Raw genomic sequence first — 20,401 nt, forward strand, 5'->3', positions numbered from 1 at the left:
GCCTTCGAGGCTTGGGCCTTGGAGGCCGATAAACGGATTAGATCTGATTTCGGGATTGCAAACCCGTAAATGCGTAAAATAACGCATTATTATCAGTCGCTTGCGGTATCTTGCGCTGCCGTGGCCAGATTCGTCTTTTAGGCTGTTGCACATTCAAAAATCTTCGCATACGTTTTCACTGCAACGTTTCAGTGAGGGAGGAGACTCATGCGCATGCGTGCAATTTCTATGGCTTTTGCGGCCAGTGTTATGATTCCGGCCGGGATGGCCGGTGCTACCGATTTGGAAGTAACCCATTGGTGGACATCGGGCGGTGAGGCCGCTGCGGTTGCCGAACTCGCCAAAGCTTTTGATGCAACCGGCAACAAGTGGGTGGACGGTGCCATCGCCGGTTCCGGCGGCACGGCTCGTCCGATCATGATCAGCCGTATCACCGGTGGTGACCCGATGGGCGCCACGCAATTCAATCATGGCCGCCAAGCAGAGGAACTTGTGCAAGCCGGTTTGATGCGCGATCTGACAGATGTTGCGGAAAAGGGGAAGTGGAAAGACGTCATCAAGCCCGCAAGCTTGCTCGATAGCTGCACCATCGACGGCAAGATCTACTGTGCGCCTGTGAATATCCATTCGTGGCAGTGGTTGTGGCTTTCCAACGAAGCCTTCAAGAAGGCCGGCGTCGAAGTTCCGAAGAACTGGACAGAGTTCGTCGCAGCGGCGCCTGCGCTGAAAAAGGCTGGCATACAGCCGCTGGCACTTGGCGGTCAGGCGTGGCAGGCAAACGGTCTTTTCGACACGCTGACGATCTCGATTGGTGGAAAGGATCTCTACCAGAAAGTCTATGCCGACAAGGATGCGGAAGCAGCGGCAGGTCCAGAGATGGCCAAGATTTTCGCCGCAGCCGTTGAAGCGCGCGATATGGCCAAAGGCACGAACGTTCAAGACTGGAACCAGGCTACCAACATGGTCATCACCGGAAAAGCCGGCGGCCAGGTCATGGGTGACTGGGCGCAGGGTGAATTCCAGCTTGCCAATCAGAAAGCCGGTACAGACTATAGCTGCCTTCCTGGTCTCGGGCTCAACGAATATCTGACGACAGGCGGCGATGCCTTCTATTTCCCGGTGTTGAAGGATGAGGCTAAATCAAAGGCCCAGGATGTTCTGGCCGAAGTCATCGTTGATCCCAAGACACAGGTCGCCTTCAATCTGAAGAAAGGATCGCTGCCGATCCGCGGCGACGTAGACCTTAATGCGGCCAACGACTGCATGAAAAAGGGTCTCGCTATTCTCGCCAAGGGCAATGCTCTCACCAGTACCGACCAGCTGATTTCTGCCGACACGCAGAAACAGAAGGAAGATCTGATGGCGGAATTCTTCGCGAGTTCATCCATGACCGCCGAGGATGCGCAGAAGCGTTTTGCTGACATCATCGGTTCGGCGGACTGATCGATACCGCTGGCGCGGGGGCTGGACTTACCTGCCCCCGTCAACTCCCACCCTGCTGATGGCGCTCGTTCGCGCTAAGCAGGGCGACACGCGAGCGGGCAGGTTTCCTGCCCTCCGCGATGGAACGTTCATGCTTTTGTCCTGTGAATGTAACCGTTTACACAAAGCGCATGAATTCAAGCTGTTACGGCGCTTTTCGTATGTTCCATGGAATGTGCAGCGCTGTCGTGTTCGAGGAGGAGAGAACCATGGCGGGTCAAGCGTATTCCGGCCGCCCCAACCAGCTTTTTCGCAATCTCAATTCGAAGATTGCCTCCATTCCCATGATCCTGACGGCTGTCGTGATCTTCCTTGGCGGAACGATCTGGACAGTCATTTACTCCTTCACCAATTCGAAACTACTGCCGCGCGCGACATTCATCGGTTTTGAGCAGTATGAACGCCTGTGGGCGGCGCCGCGATGGATTGTGTCCATCCAGAACCTTGCGATCTACGGCATTCTTTCGCTGATTTTCAGCCTGGTGATCGGATTTGTCCTCGCCGCGCTGATGGACCAGAAAATCCGCTTCGAAAACACATTCCGAACCATCTTCCTCTATCCCTTTGCACTGTCGTTCATTGTGACGGGCCTGGTATGGCAGTGGCTGTTGAATCCAGAATTCGGCATTCAGTCGGTGGTCCGATCACTCGGTTGGGAAAGCTTCACCTTCGATCCCCTCTACAACTCCCAGATTGTCATTTACGGCATCTTGATTGCTGCCTTGTGGCAGGGGACGGGGCTTGTGATGTGCCTCATGCTCGCTGGTCTTCGTGGCATCGATGAGGACATCTGGAAGGCTGCACGCGTCGACGGCATTCCCATGTGGAGAACCTATATCCAGATCATCATTCCGATGATGCGTCCGGTTTTCATCACAACGCTTGTCATTATCGCCAGCGGTATCGTCAAAGTCTACGATCTGGTCGTAGCGCAAACGAGCGGGGGGCCGGGCATCGCGTCCGAGGTGCCCGCGAAATACGTCTACGACTACATGTTCCAGGCGCAGAACCTCGGGCAGGGCTTTGCCGCCTCGACCATGATGCTTTTGACGGTGGCTATCATCATCATTCCGTGGGCCTACCTTGAATTTGGAGGCAAAAAACGTGGCTAATATCAGCACATTGAACACGGTTGCCGCAGGCGTCGACCCGGTCGCAAAACAACTGTCCGGGCCTCGGGGAAAAAAACCGAAAAAGACACTCTCGCGCCGTAATATCATCCTCTATGGCACACTCTTCGTCGCCGCCGCTTATTACCTCTTGCCGCTGTATGTAATGGTCGTCACGTCCCTTAAGGGCATGCCGGAAATACGCATTGGCAACATCTTTGCTCCACCTGTGGAGATCACGTTTGAACCCTGGGTCAAAGCCTGGGCAAATGCCTGCACTGGCTTGAACTGTGATGGGTTATCGCGTGGCTTCTGGAACTCCGTGCGCATTCTTGTTCCGTCTGTGGTGGTGTCCATCGTCATCGCCTCTGTCAGCGGTTACGCGATGGCAAACTGGAAGTTCAAGGGATCGGAACTGTTCTTTTCCATTCTCATCATCGGCGCGTTCATCCCTTATCAGGTAATGATCTATCCGATTGTTATCGTCCTGCGGGAACTGGGTGTTTATGGCACTTTGACCGGCCTCGTCATCGTACACACGATCTTCGGCATGCCGATCTTGACGTTGCTGTTTCGAAACTACTTTGCGTCATTACCGGAGGAGTTGTTCAAGGCGGCGCGCATAGACGGTGCGAATTTCTGGCAGATCTATTTCCGCATCATGCTGCCAATGTCATTGCCTATTTTCGTAGTGGCGATGATCCTGCAGGTGACGGGTATCTGGAACGACTTCCTGTTCGGGGTCGTCTTTACCAGGCCTGAATATTACCCGATGACCGTGCAGCTCAATAACATCGTCAACTCAGTGCAGGGCGTGAAGGAATACAACGTCAACATGGCGGCCACACTCCTGACCGGAGCAGTTCCCCTGATCGTTTATTTCGTTTCCGGCCGGCTTTTTGTCCGCGGTATTGCCGCCGGCGCAGTCAAAGGTTGAGCATATGAACAAAAGCGTTTCCATTCGCGATCTTTCCCTGTCCTTTGGCGCAGTCAGCGTGTTGAAAGACCTCAATCTCGACATCTATGACGGCGAGTTTCTTGTGCTTCTGGGCTCGTCAGGCTGCGGAAAATCGACTTTGCTCAATTGCATAGCTGGACTTCTGGAGCCGACGGACGGACAGATTTTCATCAAGGACCGTAATGTGACCTGGGAGGAACCAAAGGATCGCGGTATCGGCATGGTTTTCCAGTCCTATGCGCTCTATCCGCAGATGACAGTCGAAAAAAACCTGTCGTTCGGTCTACAGGTCGCCAAAGTTCCGAAGGAGGAAATCGATCGGCGCGTCGCGCGGGCGGCAGGCATCTTGCAGATTGAGCCGCTCCTGAAGCGCAAGCCGGCCGAACTTTCCGGGGGGCAACGCCAACGTGTCGCAATCGGCCGGGCTCTCGTGCGCGATGTCGATGTGTTTCTGTTCGATGAGCCACTTTCCAATCTTGATGCCAAGCTTCGCTCAGAACTGCGTGTAGAAATCAAGCGTCTGCACCAGTCGCTGAAGAACACCATGATCTACGTCACTCACGATCAGATCGAAGCGCTGACGCTGGCAGATCGAATCGCGATCATGAAAAGCGGCGTCATCCAGCAACTCGCCGATCCGGTCACGATCTACAACAAACCAAGAAACCTTTTCGTGGCGGGTTTCATCGGTTCGCCCTCGATGAACTTTCTTCGCGGCGAGCTGGCCGAGAAAGACGGAAAGACTGTTTTTGTTACCAATGGCGTGAGTTTCTCGCTGGATGGCTACACGGCCGAACAGCCGCTTGTTCCAGGCAGCGCAGTTGTCCTCGGCGTCCGTCCAGAGCACGTGCGCGTGGACGCCGATATCACCGGTGGTGAAGTGCACGACGCGGTGGTCGATATCGAGGAGCCGATGGGAGCAGACAACCTCATCTGGCTCAAGCACGCCGGGCACACTCTGTCAGTACGCGTTGGCGGCCACAGGCGTTTTTCTCCCGGCACCAAAGTACGGCTGGCCTTCGACATGGCGATGGCCTCGCTGTTTGACGCCGAAAGTGAAGAGCGGCTCTGACGAAACAAATCCTCACCAATCCCATAGTCCCAAGACAAACATCTCATGGAGGAGACAATGACTGAACTTGGCTTCCAGCTTTACAGCGCTCGGAACTTTTTGCCTTTTTCGCACATATTCAAAAAATTGGCTGCGGCTGGTTACAAACAGGTGGAGGGATACGGTGCCATGTATGCCTCACTGGATGAGGCGGGTCTGAAAGCACTTCGCGAGGAACTCGACGCGAATGGTCTTTCGATGCCAACAGGACATTTTGGTCTGGACCTCTTGGAAGGCGATCCCAAAAAAGCTCTCAATATCGCAAAGGTTCTCGGTGTGAAGGCAATCTATTGCCCTTACCTGATGCCGGATCAGCGGCCGGCCGACGCGGCTGGATGGTTCGCGTTTGGTAAGCGTTTGCAGGAGGTCGGAAAGCCTTTCGTTGATTCGGGGCTTACGTTTGGATGGCACAACCACGATTTCGAGTTCAAGACGCTCGCTGACGGTTCCACGCCGCAGGAACAGATTCTTGCTGGTGGTCCTGACCTCAACTGGGAAGCAGATATCGCCTGGATCGTGCGTGGTGACGCCGATCCGTTTTCCTGGATTGAAAGCTACGGAAAACGGATCACCGCTGTTCACGTCAAGGATATCGCACCCAAGGGCGAAAACACCGATGAAGATGGCTGGGCGGATGTCGGTCATGGTACGCTGGATTGGAAGGGCTTGATTGATGCCCTAAAGAGCAAAAGTGCCACGAAAAACTTCGTCGTCGAACACGACAATCCCAAAGATATCGATCGACTGATCAGCCGTTCGATCGCTTCTTTCAAATCCTACTGATGACCATTTTTTTGGAGTAACCAACATGGCCAGAGAACTTGGCGTCGGCATCATCGGATGCGGCAATATCTCCACCACCTATTTCTCACTGGCACCGCTCTTCAAGGGCCTGAAAGTGCTTGCCTGCGCTGACCTCAACCGGAATGCCGCTGAACTGAAAGCGGAAGAATATGGTGTGAAGGCACAGTCCATAGAAGAACTGCTTTCCAACAGCGAGATCGACGTGGTGGTGAACCTCACCATTCCCGCTGCGCATTTCTCCGTTTCAAAAGCCGCGCTGGAAGCAGGCAAGCACGTCTATTCGGAAAAACCACTGGTTCTTTCGATGGAAGAAGGAGAAGAGCTTCGCCGTATCGCGAGAGAGAAGAAGCTCTCCGTCGGTTGCGCACCGGATACTTTCCTTGGCGGCGCGCACCAGCTCGCCCGCAAATACATCGATGAGGGCAAGGTTGGGCGCATCACCTCCGGCACCTGCCACGTCATGAGCCCCGGTATGGAAATGTGGCATCCCAATCCGGGTTTCTTTTTTCTGAAGGGCGGTGGACCGATCCTCGATCTCGGTCCTTACTACATCGCCAACCTGATCAATCTGATTGGTCCGGTGAAACGTGTTGGCGCCTTGACGACGATGGCAAATCCAACTCGTACCGTCACCAGCCAGCCGCTGAACGGTCAGGTCATTCCGGTTGAGACGCCGACCAATATCCATGCCCTGCTGGAATTCGTGAATGGCGCAACCATCACGCTTTCGGCGAGTTGGGATGTCTGGTCACACCGTCACGCGAATATGGAGCTATACGGTACCGAGGGCTCGATCTATGTGCCCGATCCGAATTTCTTTGGTGGTGTTGTCGAGGCCAGCGGTCGCGACAAGGACATACAGCCGCTAGAGAACTGGACGCACCCCTTTGGCGTTTCCAACCAGGAAAGTCCGAACGGCCCGCGTGCCAACTACCGCACGGCTGGTCTCGCCGATATGGCGCAAGCGCTGATCGAGGGACGCGATGCCCGTTGCTCGCTCGACCGTTCATTGCATGGGATCGATGTCATGACGTCAATCCTCAGGTCTGGCGAGGAGGGACGTTTCATCGAAATGTCAACGACATGCACGCAGCCTGCCGCACTTGGTATCGAGGAGGCCCAGGCACTGCTGCGCTAAGTCGAAGACAGGCGGCGAGGGCAACTTTGCCGCCTGACGTCTTAAAGTCTGCAGGCAAGAACGCCGCTCTTGCAATCGAGTTATGAGGAACGAAAAAGGCCCGGCGCACTGCCAGCGAGCCGGGCCTTGCCGCAAGCGACCGTTTCAGGATCGGGCGGCGATCCGGTGGTCGTTGCTTTTTGTGTGGCTGCTACAGACCCAGCCAGTGTGGGATTGTTTTAAGCAGCCAAATGAGGAACACGACGGGTGCGACCCCAACCGCTGCGACAATAGCCGCCAATGCCACAAGAATGACGAGGCCGAGATTCTTGCCGACACGCTGGCGCTTGGTGGCGAGTGCGCTAGTCACGATCTGACACGCTCACGAGGCCGTGGATCGTCAGTGCGACATAAAGGCTGCCAGAAAGCGCCATGAGCGCTGCTACGCCGACGGTTGTCAGATCGCCGGCCAAACTCATCAAAATGTCAGCCGCCTTCATTCGGTCCGACCCCTTCGTTTATCATGTTGAGCTTGTTGTAGATCGGGTCCGTTTCCGCCCTATGTCTCGATTGTTTCGAGTTGTTGCTGCGATACAGAAAAATCGTGATGCAACCGACATAGCCGAAAAGACTTCCCTTGACGGACGCTTTGCGCTAAAAGCCGCGCCGTTATCCGGTCGCAGCCCACCCGGTCAAAACAAGGGATCTCAAATTATGAAAACTATCGTCATCTGCTCAGGCGGATTGGACTCTGTTTCGCTTGCGCACAAGATTGCCGCGGAACACGAACTCATTGCTCTCGTGTCCTTCGACTACGGTCAAAGGCACAAAAAGGAACTGGACTTCGCGGCCGCCTGTGCGGGGCGTCTTCGCGTTCCGCATCACATCATCGACATTCGCACCATTGGGGCACATCTGACTGGTTCGGCACTGACCGATGACGTGGACGTGCCGGACGGTCACTATGCGGAAGAAACCATGCGTTCAACCGTCGTGCCGAACCGCAATGCGATCATGCTGACCATTGCCTTCGGGCTAGCGGCAGCTCAGCAGGCCGATGCCGTGGCCATTGCCGTTCACGGCGGCGATCACTTTATCTATCCAGATTGTCGCCCCGGCTTCATTGACAGCTTCAATGCCATGCAGGCGCATGCGCTGGAAGGTTATGCCAGCGTCGAGCTTTTTGCACCATACGTGACGGTTTCGAAGGCTGCGATCGTGACGGATGGAACGAAATACGGCACGCCCTTCGGCGAGACCTGGTCCTGTTACAAGGGAGGGCTTCGACACTGCGGTCGGTGTGGCACCTGTGTCGAGCGGCGTGAGGCATTTCATCTGGCTGGCGTAACTGATCCGACCGATTACGAAGACCCTGATTTTTGGGTGGCGGCAACGCATGCCTATGCGGCTCAGGAGGTACGATAGTGTTTCGTATCACCAAGGAGTTTCATTTCTCGGCATCACATCAGCTCAAAAGCCTCCCTGCCGAACATCAATGCGCGCGTCTTCACGGGCACAACTACGTCGTGGAGGTTGAGCTTGCCGGTGCGGAGCTAAATGAGTACGGCTTTGTTCGGGACTATCACGAGCTTTCTCCGCTAAAGCATTATATCGACGATCATTTTGACCATCGTCATCTGAACGATGTGTTGGGTCACGACCGCGTCACAGCAGAATGTTTGGCAAAGCACTTTTACGAATGGTGCAAGGAGCGGCTGCCGGAAACCAGTGCCGTACGCGTCAGTGAAACAGCAAAGACATGGGCGGAATACCGGCCATGAGCCTGGCCGCCACGAAAACCGCACCCAAGGAAACGACGATCCGCATCAGTGAAATCTTCGGCCCAACGATACAGGGCGAGGGCTTGCTGATTGGTGTACCAACGGTATTTGTTCGCACCGGTGGCTGCGACTATCGCTGCTCCTGGTGCGATACGCTGCATGCCGTTGATAGCGAGTATCGCGATACGTGGGCGCCCATGTCGGTTGACGCGATCTGGCACGAGGTGCGTCGGCTTTCTGGCGGCGTTCCCCTGACTGTCTCGCTTTCTGGCGGCAATCCGGCCATTCAACCTTTCGCAGAACTCCTTTCAAGGGGACATGCAGACGGGTATCGTTTCGCGCTCGAAACGCAAGGCAGTGTCGCGAAGGACTGGTTCGGTGCTCTCGACTATCTGGTGCTCAGTCCCAAGCCGCCTTCGAGCGGCATGGAAACGGACTGGAATGCATTTGAGCAATGTCTCGTCGCAGCCGGTAAGCATCCACAGGTGGCTTTGAAGATCGTTGTTTTCGATGATGCGGATTACGTTTATGCGAAAGATGCCGCCGCCCGCTTTCCGCATCTCCCAATCTATCTGCAACCTGGTAACCACACCCCACCACCACCTGACGATGACGACGCTCGTGTCGATATCGATGGTGTGATGGACCGAATGTTGTGGCTGGTGGACAAGGTCTCGGCCGATCGTTGGTTTGCAGCCCGCGTGTTGCCGCAGCTCCATGTGCTTTTGTGGGGAAACAAAAGGGGCGTGTGAGCAGCGCCACGTACCTTCTCCCTTATGGTGAGGAGGTAGAGGCAGCAGAATGAGGGGGTGAGACGAGCAATAAAATCGCCGCTCTCCCCCTCATCACTTTCATTAAACGGTCGTCTTATCGCATGGGAGCGATCGAGGTGGCGATGTCGCTTCGCCACCCGTTCACGACCTATGCCGAAACGGCTAGCTCCCGGCGTTCTCGATCTGCAATGATGGAAAGGTCGAGAACCTTTTGCAAATTCGCTGCATGGCGGAAATTCGGGTCAGCCGGGCCGCCGTCCATCACTGCCTTTGCGAACTTTTCGTAGTTTGTCGACACGGGATCGACCTCGACAGTGGTCCAGATCGCCTTCTCGACATCCTCTCCAAGGCAGGTTCGCAGGCTGGAATATTCCGGCGTGTGAATGACTTCGATCGCGCCTTTGTCACCGTGGACACGCAGACGAAGTTCATTCAGGTGGCCGGTTGCCCAGCGGCTGGCGTGAATGACGCCCATCGCGCCATTTTCCAGCTCCGCAGTCATGGTGAAGCTGTCATTGGCATCGAGATCGTAGACCCCGATCTTGTTGCCTTCATATTTGTCGAAGGTTTTCAGACGCGTGAAAATCCGCTCCACATCGCTGCCGGCGCCGTAGGATGCGAAGTCGAGGATATGAATGCCAACATCGCCGAGAACGCCGTTGGAGCCGTGTTTGGTCGAAAGCCGCCACAGCCATTTGCTCTCCGTCATCCAGTCGCCCCACGCTTTGGAAACAAGCCAGCTCTGGAGATAGGAGGCCTCAAGGTGCCGCACCTTGCCGATCTGGCCCGAAAGCACCATCTGCCGTGCCGCCTGCAATGGGGCGACATTGCGGTATGTGAGATTGACCATTGCGACGAGGCCGGCTTTTTCTGCCGCATCGGCCATTTCAGCGGCTTTGGCGTAGTTTTCCGCCAACGGCTTTTCGCAAAAGACGTGTTTGCCGGCTGCCAAAAGCTTGAGACTGGTCGGATGGTGGATGCTGTCGGGTGTGACGTTTGCCGCCGCATCGAATTCACCCCACGCAATCGCATCGTCAAGCGATGTGAAGGTAAGCGGAATATTGTGGCGAGCCGCGAAGGCTCGCACAATCACGTCATCCACATCCACGGCTGCGACCAGTTCGACGCCGGGGATTTCAGAGAAATACGTGGCATGGTTATTGGCCATGCCGCCAGTTCCGAGAATAAGAAGTCTCATGGCTGATTACCTGTAACCTGCTTCGCCTGCCTTGTGCAGCTTGGGACCGCGTTCTTCAATCGGTTCCAGCGCCTGTTCGACTGGGACGTTGGGGGCGTTGTGAATGCTCGTCAGTGCACCGGCCGGATTATAAGCCCATTTCACCGAATTGCTGATGACCTTCTGTACGTTCGCATCGTGATAGGTCGGGTAGGTCTCGTGGCCGGGACGGAAATAGAAGATGTTGCCAGCGCCGCGACGCCAGGTGAGACCCGAACGGAACACTTCACCGCCCTGGAACCAGGAGATGAAGACGGTTTCGAGCGGCTCCGGCACGGAGAACTGTTCGCCATACATTTCTTCGTTTTCAAGTTCGAAGTGCTCTGGAAGGCCTGCGGCAATCGGATGGCGGGGATTGATTGTCCACAACCGCTCGCGTTCACCTGCCTCGCGCCACTTCAAGGCGCAGGGGGTGCCCATCAGCCGCTTGAACGGTTTTGAGAAGTGACCGGAATGCAGCACGATGAGGCCCATCCCTTCCCAAACCCGTTTGGCGACACGTTCGACAATTTCGTCCTGAACAGCGCCATGATCCTTGTGGCCCCACCAGACCAGAACGTCGGTCTTGTCGAGGCGATCCTGCGATAGGCCGTGTTCGGGTTCCTGAAGAGTAGCTGTCGTGGCATTGATGCCGTCGACCGTGTTCAGCGCGTCGGCGATGGTGTTGTGCATGCCGTTTGGATAGATCGAACGCACCGTCTCATTGATGTGCTCGTGGATGTTTTCGCCCCATACAACCGTGTTGATGGTCATCTTCATGCTCCTTGCTAATAGCCGGTACTTGGGTGTTTCCGGCGAATGGATTGGATCAGGCTGCGCCGCGGCTCAGGTTGCGGCTGAGCGCGCGCCCCTCGGTATCGAAACGGTGGATATTGTCTGCAGTCGGTGCAATGACGATACGCTCGCCCGTCTTGCGATTGGAAACGCCTTCTTCGCGCACGACAATGGGTTCCGAAGCGCCGATCTCGACATAGATATAGCTGTCCGACCCCAGCATTTCTGAATGAACGATCTCACCGGCCCAGCCATTTTCACCGGCCGAAATGGTAATGTGCTCGGGGCGTATGCCAATCGTTTTTGCGCCTTCTGCCTCGGCATACTTGCCGGTCAGGAAATTCATTTTCGGTGAGCCGATGAAGCCGGCCACAAACGTGTTGACCGGGTTTTCGTATAGCTCGAGTGGCGTGCCAATCTGCTCGACACGACCATCTCGCAGCACGCAGATCCGGTCCGCGAGTGTCATGGCCTCCACCTGGTCGTGGGTGACGTAAATCATTGTCGTGCCGTGCATGGAGCGATGCAGCTTGGCAATTTCGAGCCGGGTTGCAACGCGCAACGCGGCATCGAGGTTGGACAGCGGCTCATCGAACAGAAACACCTTGGGATCACGCACGATGGCGCGACCGATTGCGACGCGCTGGCGCTGGCCACCGGAAAGCTGTTTTGGCAGACGATCGAGATAGGGCGTCAGCTGCAGCATTTCAGCAGCTGCTTCAACGCGTTTTCGACGCTGGTCCTTATCCGCACCCGCCAGCTTCATTCCAAACGCCATGTTTTCGAACACGGTCATGTGCGGGTAGAGGGCGTAGGATTGAAAGACCATGGCAACGCCGCGTTTCGCGGGCGGCAGTCGGTTGACTGCCTCGCCATCGAACGAGAGCGTGCCGCCAGATATCTCTTCAAGACCACAGATGAGGCGCAACAATGTCGACTTGCCGCAGCCGGATGGTCCAACGAAGACCATGAATTCGCCGGAGCGGATATCCATGTCGATGCCCTTGATGACATCGAAGGCCCCGAATGATTTACGAAGATCGCGCAGTTGGATTTTGGTCATGGTTAAACTCCTAGCCTTTGACGCCACCGGCGGTGAGGCCGGAAATGATGCGTCGCTGGAAGATCAGGACGAGGACGACGAGCGGGGCGGTGACAATGACGGACGCTGCCATGATCGATCCCCAGGGGATTTCGAACTGCGAGCCTCCCGACAGGAGCGCAATCGCCACAGGTACCGTGCGCTGCTCGTTCGATGACGTGAAGGTGAGCGCGAAAAGGAACTCGTTCCATGCCGCGATGAAGGCAAGCAGTCCGGTGGTCACAAGAGCAGGCCACATCAGGGGCATGAAGACCTGTGTAATGATGACCCAAGGCGTTGCTCCATCAACGATGGCCGCTTCCTCTATCTCGATTGGCAGATCGCGCATGAATGTTGTCAGCACCCAGACTGTGAAGGGCAAGGTGAAGATCATGTACGAGAAGATCAGAGCCAACGGTGTGTTGAAGATACCGGCCCAACGGATGAGTTCGAAGAGGCCTGCAAGAACAGCGATCTGCGGAAACATCGAGACAGACAGGATGGTCAGAAGCAGAAGTGCACGGCCGCGAAAGCGAACGCGGGCAAGTGCATAGGATGCCGTAACGGCCAGAAACAGCGACACGACGACGACAGAGGACGCGATCATCAGCGAGTTGCCGAGATTGCGCAGGAAACTGCCGTTGCCCAGTACGAAACTGTAGTTGGCAAAGGAGAAGTCCCGCGGCCAGTAATTGATCTGGAACAGTGCCGTTCCGGATTTGAGGCTCGTCAGGATGGCGTAGTAGAACGGGAAGACGGAGATGACGATAATGACCGCAACCAGGGCATAGAAGGCTGACGTCTTGAGAATATTGGGAAAGGTCATCGCGCCGCTCCATCCGTGTTGACGCGCCCGAGCCACATATAAACAACCGTGATCGAGGCGATGATCAGGAACAGCATCGTGGATGCTGCAGCGCCGTAGGCGAACTTGTCGAAATCGAACAGGTTTTCGCGTGCCAGCACCGACATCGTGCGGGTCTGAGCATTGTTTGGCGTCAGAATATAGATGAGGTCGAAGACGCGTAGGGCATCCAGCATGCGGAAGATCACGGCGACCATCAGAGCGGGCCGGATCATCGGTAGAGTGACGCGGAAGAAGACCTTAACCGGATGGATGCCATCCACCTTGGCGGCCTCGTACATATCCTTGGGCACCATTTGAAGGCCGGCGAGAATAAGCAGCGCCATGAATGGTGTCGTTTTCCAGACGTCGACGATCAAGACCGCAATCATGGCCGTATCAGGATTGGCCGTCCAGGCGATCTTGTTGGAGATCAGGCCGAGATTGAGGAACAGATCGTTGAGGATGCCGAACTGGTCGTTCAGCATCCACGCCCACATCTGGGCCGAAACGATGGTCGGGATAGCCCAGGGCACGAGGATTGCTGCACGGACGATACCTCGACCTTTGAACTCTGCATTGAGAACGAGAGCAACGATCAGACCGAGGACTGTTTCTATGCTGACGGAGACAATCGTGAATTTTAGCGTGTTAAGAACAGCGCCCCACCAAGCTGGATCTGCCAACAGGCCACGGTAGACCGTGCGGCCGCTGCCAAGCGTTATCCAGGAAAGATAATTCTTGAACCCGACGAATTGTGCGCCGGAAAGATTGGTGAGTGATGCATCGGTCAGGCTGAACCAGATGGTTCGTACAAGCGGCCAGCCGGCGACGAGGGCAAGGACGAAAAGCGTTGGGGCGAGGAACAGCCAAGCGGATCGGAGGCGTTCCGATTGAAGATCGGAGCCTGATGCTTTGGTGGATGTTGCACCCGGTCTTTCTAGGGCGATATCATTCATGGGGATGTCTCACGGTTGGGGCATTTGAAGCGGACATGTCCAGTCCGCTCCAGATGCGAGCCGGATTACCAGCCGTTGCCTTTGAGATCGGTCAGCTCGACCTCGAGGAGCTCGAGATTGTCGACTGCGGAGCCATTGCCGGACAGCGTGTTGTGAACGGCACCCCAGAATTTGGCGGACACCTCGTTATACTTCACCTTCGCAGCAGCCGATGGGCGCGGAACCGCGGTCTGGAAGATCGGTTTCCACGTTGGCATGAATGGCTGTGCCTCGGCGACATCCTTGTCATCATAGAGCGAGGCGATGGTCGGCATGTTGGAAAGCTGAACCGCACGCTTCTTCTGTGTTTCCTTAGATGCCAGGAATTTCACGAGTTGGATCGCGGCTTCCTGATCGTCTGAATATTTTGAGACCGCAAGGTTCCAGCCGCCGAGTGTCGAGGCAGGATCCGCACCTGCTTCGCCAGCCGGTAGCGGTGTTACGCCGAACTTGCCCTTGATGGCGCTGTCATCGCCATTGCCGAGTGCATAAGCGTAAGGCCAATTGCGCATGAACACGGAGTTTCCGGTTTGCCACACGCCGCGAGCTTCTTCCTCTTTGTAAGCGAGAACACCCTGTGGGGCGATGGAGCCGACCCAACCCTTGACGGTTTCGATGGCCGCCGCCGCCTTTTCGTTGTTGATGGAAATGTCGCCGTTGGCTTCGATAATATGGCCGCCGCCAGCGGATGCGATCCATTCAAGTGCGTTACAAGTCAGACCCTCATAGGCGCTGCCCTGAAAGACAAAACCCCAGAGATCCTTCTGACCGGCGGCGCGCTCCTTTTCCTGAATCTCCTTGGCGGTCTCGTTGAGTTCCGCCCATGTCTTCGGTGGCTGCTTGCCATATTTTTCGAGCAGATCCTTGCGGTAGAACAGTGCTGGAGCATCGGTGAACATCGGCATTGCAACAAGCTTGCCGTCAACAGTCTGCGAAGCGACGATCGAGGGGAAGTGATCGGCGATTACGTCTTTTGTTGCTGCGGAGAGATCGACAAACTGGTCGGAAAGCTGTGGCGCCCACACCACGTCTGTCTGATAGACGTCAACGTCCTTGTTGCCTGCCGCGAGCCAAAGCCGGTACTGGCTGAACTGTTCGCTGGAAGACGATGGCATGGTGACAAGATTGACCTTGTGGCCTGTTTCCTTTTCGAAAGCGGCAATCCGCTCCTTGAAAAACGCGACGTTCTTGCCGGTCGAGTTAGCCGCAATCGACAGTTCTGCTGCCTGTGCGGAAACAGCGGCAGACAAGACGCTACCGCACAGCAATAAGGTTTTGATTGAAATATTCATTGTCAAACTCCTCCGTTTGCGCATCCAACCTTCCTCAAAATTGAAAGCGCTTTTGACTGCGCAGAGGCTGTCAAAAGCGAACCTTTCTGTCAATACCCTTTATTAATGGCGGAAAATCAGGCGAATTAGTGTGATTAATTTAGGCGTTTGCCAATTCATATGACCACCTGTAAGGTTTCAGGCGATGAAAATTGAAAGCGATTTCAAATTTTGTCGGCTTGAAAATTCTGCAGCCACAACGCATGCAGAGAGAAACTGGCAAATCAGATGAAGCTCAAGGAATTCGCAGAAAAGGTGGGTCTTTCTCCCACCACCGTCAGCAGGGCGCTGGGTGGCTATCCGGAGGTGCGTGAGGAGACGCGCCAGCGGGTGGCTGAAGCTGCGCGCAAATATGGCTACAGACCCAATGCGAATGCGGTGCGACTTGCCACCGGCAGAGCGGGCGCCATCGGTGTCGTGATGGGGCGATCAGGCGGCGGGCACTTCTTTTCCGAATTTATGGGTGGGATGGCGACCCGGCTGGAGCGGGAAGAAACGGATATTCTCGTCAGCGTCACCGTGGACAACAATCTCGATGAAGAGCAGGCGATTTTCAGCCGTCTGGCCGCGAGCGGCCGTGTCGACGGCATCATCGTACATTCACCTCGCCCCGAAGACGAACGTATCGCGCTCCTGCATCGGTTAGGTGTACCGTTTATCGTTCATGGCCGCTCCAAGACGCCATTTGCCCATGCGTGGCTCGATATCGACAATTATGAAGTAACCTATCGTCCGACGATCCATTTTCTGGAGCGCGGGCACAGGCGCATAGCCCTCATCAATGGGCCGACGGGGCGTACCTTCGTGAAGGATCGCGAACAGGGCTTCATCGATGCGCTCGAAACCCATGGCATTTCTCCTGATCCGCGCTTCATGTTGAGCGAGCAATTCAGCGAGGATACGGCCTTCCGCTTCGCTCGCTCGCTCCTGGAGCAGTCGCCACGCCCAACGGCCTTCGTGGCAGGTGCGATGATGACGGCGCAAGGCGTCTATCGTGCGGCGAGCCATCTCGGCCTGGTCATCGGTAAAGATGTCTCCGTCATCGCCCATGATGACGTTTTTCCCTACCTTACGCCCGAGAGCATGATGCCGCCGATTTCCACGACGCGCTCTCCCATGCGTATGGCCGGTATCCGCGTGACGGATCTTTTACTGCAGATCATTGGCGGGCGGCCGGTGAGCGAGGTGCAGGAACTCTGGCCCGTGGAACTCATCTTACGGGAATCGGTCGGCCCTGCGTGAGGTTTTGAAGATAGTTCACTGATTCCATTCTATTTTGTGAACGCTCAGTGAAAGATGTTCGCGGTTGGCCCACTATACGCAAGGGTCGTCTTGTGTATAATCGAAACATGTCCGGCGTAATGAACCAAAACCGGGGCAAGCGCGTTTGGGAGACGCGTCGAAGGAGGGTAATGCATGTTCGAGTTCTTGAAATCGCAACCGCAAAACGTGATCGATGATGTCGAGGCGACCGGCACCTATGCCGATGCTCTGCTGAATGTTCCTCAGCCCGAGATTTCTCGTTCGACGGCCCGTGAGCAAGGTCACGAAGCCCATCAGCGTGATTACCGCGAAGACCGCGACGTTTCGCGCAGTGCTCTCGGTTTTGCCTGACGGCGCAATATGATTTTCCCTAAATAGTTTGGAACGCACGGGCGTGTACGCCGTTTGCCTTTTGTCCGAAATGATTTGATGGACGGCGCAGACAGACCGGAAGGACTTGTCCGGCGATGGACCGGCAAGCAAATCCGTTAAGCGCCGTCCATAAATCGAGAACAGGAGGTGGGCCAATGCCGATCGTTCCCGTCGAACCCTATCCCGATGTGCCGATGCCGGTACCGCCTCAACCCGAATTTCCTCCCATCAACGAACCGGAGCCAGATAGACTCCCGGATGAGGTACCTAACCCAAACCCAGATGAAAACGACGATCCGCCACGCGTCCTGTGAGGCGTTCGGTTTTAGTTTTGGGTTCGCTTATGTGTCGTCGAAGCGCTTGCTTACGAATTTCGATCCAGCAAGTCCGAAACGCCAGGGATAATCCTGCGCACGACTGATTCCGATCCGTCGACCAATTGTCAAAGACGCCTGTTGTCCGGGTAATCTGATCAGGAATGGTGACTTATCGATTGGAGCGCCATCGAGTTCAGCCGTAATCCCAAGCGACTGACAAAGCCTGCCCGGTCCGGAGCAGAGCAGTTTCTCGTTGTCTGTGCCCCGGCGCAGTTTCATCATATCAATGCCAGTTTTCGGTTGGATCGCACGCAGGAGCACTGCGGATCCGGGAGCGCAGACAACATTCGCACACCAGTGAATGCCATAGGAACGGTAGACGTAAAGATGACCGGCAGAACCGAACATTGCCTTGTTACGCGGCGTTTCACCCTTGAAGCTGTGTGATGCCGGGTCATCGGGCGTGTAGGCTTCTGTTTCCACGATAATACCGCCTACGCCACCGACCCTGAATTCTGCACCGATCAAGGCACGAGCAACATCGACCGCGTCGCGTTGAAAGGTGCTTTTTTCCAGTCCGTGGAGCGGGAGGTTCATCTAGAGTGACTCGCGGTGCTGTCTACATTGTCATACAGGAGGCGATGCCATCTTGCCTGTTGCACGCTTTGTAAAACGAGACGGCCAGATTGTCTTGGTTGAATTCATCGCGGTGGCGGCGAAAGGGTAGTCACATGTCGCTAGCCGACATCCACATAAGCAGTCGTCTTGCTCGTCGGTGCTTACGGAATTGACAAACTCCGCAGCCACCTCTGATGCGGTCCAGATGTACCTCAGTTCGCGAGGTGCTGGAAACCGCGAATTTTACGAAGAGGCGTTGAGTATTCCTGCACGCGACCCTGTTGCTAACGTCTGTTACTCGTGTGACAGGCGGAATTGAGGGCCTTGTCAGCGGCTGATGGAAAATACCCCTGTCCTGCTGCTCACAGCCTTGTGTCCCTATGATTAATGAAACGGTAACGGCTATTCACGAAGCTTTGTCCGTGCGGATGGTTGCCGCTATATGGCCACCTTCGCTAGTTAAGCGTCAACTAAATCAGGCTGGACGTCATGAGAATCAAGGGATTGCCGAGGACCGCCTCCACGGAACTATGGCAAAAAGTAAAGACAGGACTGCGGGTGGCCGCGATCGTTGCGATCGGTGGCGGCCTTGCTGCGTGCACCTCTATGGGGCTCGAAAGCGTCAAGAAGGATCCTCCCAAGCTTTCCTCAAAGATGTTGGCCCAGATGTCGGCCAAAAGCATGCGACCTGAGAGCCCGGTTCTTGTTCGGATATTCAAGCAGGAAAGCGAACTGGAGGTCTGGAAGGTCGACAAAACAGGCAGCTATGCTCTTCTGAAGACCTATCCAATGTGTCGTTGGTCAGGAAAACTTGGGCCGAAAATGGCATCCGGTGACCGCCAGGCGCCCGAGGGTTTCTATCATGTGTCCGCCGGCATGCTGAATCCGAATTCTCAGTACTACGTTTCCTTCAACCTCGGTTATCCGAACAGGCTTGAATCCGCACTCGGTTATACCGGGGAAGCACTGATGGTTCACGGTGCCTGCTCCTCGTCTGGCTGTTACGCGATGACCGATGCCCAGGTTGGTGAAATCTACGCTGTCGTCGCAAAGGCTCTCCAGGGTGGCCAGGATCGTTTTCAGGTCCAGGCCTATCCCTTCCGGATGTCTGCAAAAAACATGGCGGCACATCGGAGCGATCCGAACATGCCGTTCTGGCGGACGCTGAAAGACGGTTACGATTATTTTGAGGTAACACGCCGGCAGCCGAAGGTTTCGGTCTGTGGACGTCGTTACGTTTTCAACAGCGAGTTCGCCGATGGCGAGCCTGCCGATCCGCTGGCGGCGTGCCCGCCCACCGTCAACCAGCCGGATGCGGCTGTGGCGTCGAAACTTGCGGACGAACAGCAGAAACTTGCCGCTGCGATGAGCGAGGGAACTTCCATCCCGGTTAACGCTTATGTCGATGGCGGCATGCATCCAAGCTTCCGGGCCATTTTGAAAACCAGTGGCGCCAACTCCATGGCGGCGAAGGTTTCTGGCACGAAGTATCCGATCAGTCGCCCAGAGGCGGCGCTGGCAGATCCGTTTGCCAGTGTAAGATGACGTAATGAGGTTTTTCAATTGAACGACACGACGACAACCCGGCGGGGTTTCTTGCTTGGTGCAGGCGGATTGGCGCTGGCCGGTCTTGCTGGTTGCAACACAACCGCGCGCGAGACCGCACGCCCTGCGCCACCGGCAGAAGATCCGATGTTTGCGCAGATGTACGGCCCGAGGCCTGACGAGCAGTTTCCGCTGCCCGAAATTCCCTATCAGAAGATTCCGCGACGTTTTCTGCGGCAGATGGTTGCCAACCCGACCGGAGAACGGCCCGGCGTAATTGTTGTCGATGTCGCGAACCACTTCCTGTATCTGACCTACGAAGACAATCAGGCTATGCGATATGGCGTCGGTCTCGGACGGGCTGGTTTCGAGTGGTCAGGCCGCGGGGTGATCCAATACAAGCGGCAATGGCCACGTTGGACGCCGCCAGATGAAATGATTGCCCGCCAGCCGGAACTGGAACCTTATAGCTCGCGCAATGGCGGGATGGAGCCGGGGTTGAAGAACCCGCTCGGTGCGCGCGCACTTTACATCTTCAAAGACGGCAAGGACACGATCTATCGTCTGCATGGATCACCGGAATGGTGGACAATCGGAAAGTCGGTTTCTTCCGGCTGCGTTCGATTGCTGAACCAGGATATCATCGATCTCTACAATCGTGTTCCGGATGGTACGCCGATTGTCGTGACATCGCTATCGCCGGCGCAGCAGGGGGTGCCGATTGGTCCGGCTGGCGTTCCCGTGAGCGGAGAAAGCTACCCGGTCTCGCAATATGGCGGCGGCGTTGTGGGCGATGGGTTGCCCCAGCCGGTCAGCTCTTACTGACGAGCTAAATCATGAAACAACAAAGGCCGCGCTGCCATCCAGGGAGCGCGGCCTTTGTTTT

General features: G+C 55.9%; 21 protein-coding genes. 13 read left to right on the plus strand and 8 right to left on the minus strand.

Translation table 11 applies throughout. The annotated features are described in order from the left end of the window. Positions 1-207: 207 nt before the first annotated feature. From ACIQT8_RS17385 to ACIQT8_RS17410, 6 genes are all read left to right on the plus strand, one after another. Positions 208-1,443, plus strand: a complete 1,236-nt coding sequence (locus tag ACIQT8_RS17385) for an ABC transporter substrate-binding protein (RefSeq protein ID WP_400967591.1) — start codon at positions 208-210, stop codon at positions 1,441-1,443. A gap of 248 nt (positions 1,444-1,691) precedes the next feature. Then, positions 1,692-2,594: a carbohydrate ABC transporter permease gene (locus ACIQT8_RS17390; protein WP_400967593.1), complete on the plus strand. Its 903-nt coding sequence runs from the start codon at positions 1,692-1,694 to the stop codon at positions 2,592-2,594. Beyond that, entirely contained in the window at positions 2,587-3,528 is a 942-nt protein-coding gene (locus tag ACIQT8_RS17395; RefSeq protein WP_400967596.1) for a carbohydrate ABC transporter permease, read from the plus strand. Before ACIQT8_RS17390 ends, ACIQT8_RS17395 begins: the two co-directional genes overlap by 8 nt. Before the next feature lie 4 nt (positions 3,529-3,532). Then, the gene (locus ACIQT8_RS17400; protein WP_262528306.1) at positions 3,533-4,621 is read left to right on the plus strand and encodes an ABC transporter ATP-binding protein; all 1,089 of its coding nucleotides are present in this window, start codon (positions 3,533-3,535) and stop codon (positions 4,619-4,621) included. Positions 4,622-4,678: 57 nt separating this feature from the next. Continuing rightward, positions 4,679-5,443: a sugar phosphate isomerase/epimerase family protein gene (locus ACIQT8_RS17405; RefSeq protein WP_400967600.1), complete on the plus strand. Its 765-nt coding sequence runs from the start codon at positions 4,679-4,681 to the stop codon at positions 5,441-5,443. A 25-nt stretch (positions 5,444-5,468) separates the two neighbouring features. Continuing rightward, positions 5,469-6,602: a Gfo/Idh/MocA family protein gene (locus ACIQT8_RS17410; RefSeq protein ID WP_400967603.1), complete on the plus strand. Its 1,134-nt coding sequence runs from the start codon at positions 5,469-5,471 to the stop codon at positions 6,600-6,602. 190 nt (positions 6,603-6,792) lie between these two features. Here ACIQT8_RS17410 and ACIQT8_RS17415 read toward each other — a convergent pair whose 3' ends face one another. Beyond that, on the minus strand, positions 6,793-6,951 hold the full coding sequence (locus ACIQT8_RS17415) for a hypothetical protein (RefSeq protein ID WP_262528309.1): 159 nt from the start codon (positions 6,949-6,951) through the stop codon (positions 6,793-6,795). Between the two features lie 344 nt (positions 6,952-7,295). Here ACIQT8_RS17415 and queC point away from each other — a divergent pair, with 344 nt between their 5' ends. Genes queC through queE form a run of 3 tightly spaced genes read left to right on the plus strand, consistent with a single transcriptional unit; the run spans position 7,296 to position 9,114 of the window. Beyond that, positions 7,296-8,006 carry a 7-cyano-7-deazaguanine synthase QueC gene (queC, locus tag ACIQT8_RS17420; protein ID WP_400967606.1) on the plus strand — a complete coding sequence of 237 codons (711 nt, stop codon included), beginning with the start codon at positions 7,296-7,298 and terminating at the stop codon, positions 8,004-8,006. Continuing rightward, entirely contained in the window at positions 8,006-8,362 is a 357-nt protein-coding gene (queD, locus tag ACIQT8_RS17425; RefSeq protein WP_400967609.1) for a 6-carboxytetrahydropterin synthase QueD, read from the plus strand. The genes queC and queD overlap by 1 nt, the downstream gene beginning before the upstream one ends. After that, positions 8,359-9,114, plus strand: coding sequence for a 7-carboxy-7-deazaguanine synthase QueE (gene queE / locus ACIQT8_RS17430; protein WP_400967612.1), 756 nt, complete (start codon positions 8,359-8,361; stop codon positions 9,112-9,114). The genes queD and queE overlap by 4 nt, the downstream gene beginning before the upstream one ends. A 169-nt stretch (positions 9,115-9,283) precedes the next feature. On the opposite strand, the gene ACIQT8_RS17435 is transcribed toward queE, so the two are convergent. The 6 genes from ACIQT8_RS17435 to ACIQT8_RS17460 all read right to left on the minus strand — a co-directional run bounded on the left by ACIQT8_RS17435 (position 9,284) and on the right by ACIQT8_RS17460 (position 15,361). Further along, positions 9,284-10,333, minus strand: a complete 1,050-nt coding sequence (locus ACIQT8_RS17435; RefSeq protein ID WP_262528314.1) for a Gfo/Idh/MocA family protein — start codon at positions 10,331-10,333, stop codon at positions 9,284-9,286. 6 nt (positions 10,334-10,339) lie between these two features. Then, entirely contained in the window at positions 10,340-11,125 is a 786-nt protein-coding gene (locus tag ACIQT8_RS17440; protein ID WP_400967616.1) for a ThuA domain-containing protein, read from the minus strand. A 55-nt stretch (positions 11,126-11,180) separates the two neighbouring features. Further along, the gene (locus ACIQT8_RS17445) at positions 11,181-12,209 is read right to left on the minus strand and encodes an ABC transporter ATP-binding protein (RefSeq protein WP_400967618.1); all 1,029 of its coding nucleotides are present in this window, start codon (positions 12,207-12,209) and stop codon (positions 11,181-11,183) included. Between the two features lie 10 nt (positions 12,210-12,219). Further along, positions 12,220-13,053 (minus strand): carbohydrate ABC transporter permease, encoded by an 834-nt coding sequence (locus ACIQT8_RS17450; protein ID WP_262528317.1) that lies wholly within the window; start codon positions 13,051-13,053, stop codon positions 12,220-12,222. Next, positions 13,050-14,030, minus strand: coding sequence for a carbohydrate ABC transporter permease (locus tag ACIQT8_RS17455; protein ID WP_400967620.1), 981 nt, complete (start codon positions 14,028-14,030; stop codon positions 13,050-13,052). The genes ACIQT8_RS17450 and ACIQT8_RS17455 overlap by 4 nt, the downstream gene beginning before the upstream one ends. Before the next feature lie 65 nt (positions 14,031-14,095). After that, positions 14,096-15,361: an ABC transporter substrate-binding protein gene (locus ACIQT8_RS17460; protein WP_400967623.1), complete on the minus strand. Its 1,266-nt coding sequence runs from the start codon at positions 15,359-15,361 to the stop codon at positions 14,096-14,098. Positions 15,362-15,628: 267 nt separating this feature from the next. Here ACIQT8_RS17460 and ACIQT8_RS17465 point away from each other — a divergent pair, with 267 nt between their 5' ends. Then, complete coding sequence (locus ACIQT8_RS17465) at positions 15,629-16,642, plus strand: substrate-binding domain-containing protein (RefSeq protein ID WP_400967626.1); 1,014 nt, start codon at positions 15,629-15,631, stop codon at positions 16,640-16,642. Between the two features lie 174 nt (positions 16,643-16,816). Beyond that, positions 16,817-17,014 (plus strand): hypothetical protein, encoded by a 198-nt coding sequence (locus tag ACIQT8_RS17470; protein WP_262528321.1) that lies wholly within the window; start codon positions 16,817-16,819, stop codon positions 17,012-17,014. A gap of 362 nt (positions 17,015-17,376) precedes the next feature. Here ACIQT8_RS17470 and ACIQT8_RS17475 read toward each other — a convergent pair whose 3' ends face one another. After that, complete coding sequence (locus ACIQT8_RS17475) at positions 17,377-17,949, minus strand: DNA-3-methyladenine glycosylase (RefSeq protein ID WP_400967630.1); 573 nt, start codon at positions 17,947-17,949, stop codon at positions 17,377-17,379. Positions 17,950-18,459: 510 nt separating this feature from the next. Here ACIQT8_RS17475 and ACIQT8_RS17480 point away from each other — a divergent pair. Both ACIQT8_RS17480 and ACIQT8_RS17485 read left to right on the plus strand, forming a co-directional pair. Then, the gene (locus tag ACIQT8_RS17480; protein ID WP_400967632.1) at positions 18,460-19,515 is read left to right on the plus strand and encodes a hypothetical protein; all 1,056 of its coding nucleotides are present in this window, start codon (positions 18,460-18,462) and stop codon (positions 19,513-19,515) included. Positions 19,516-19,533: 18 nt separating this feature from the next. Continuing rightward, positions 19,534-20,340: a L,D-transpeptidase gene (locus ACIQT8_RS17485; protein WP_400967635.1), complete on the plus strand. Its 807-nt coding sequence runs from the start codon at positions 19,534-19,536 to the stop codon at positions 20,338-20,340. Positions 20,341-20,401 lie beyond the last annotated feature (61 nt).

Source organism: Agrobacterium sp. NPDC090273, from assembly GCF_044772305.1.
GTDB lineage: Bacteria > Pseudomonadota > Alphaproteobacteria > Rhizobiales > Rhizobiaceae > Agrobacterium.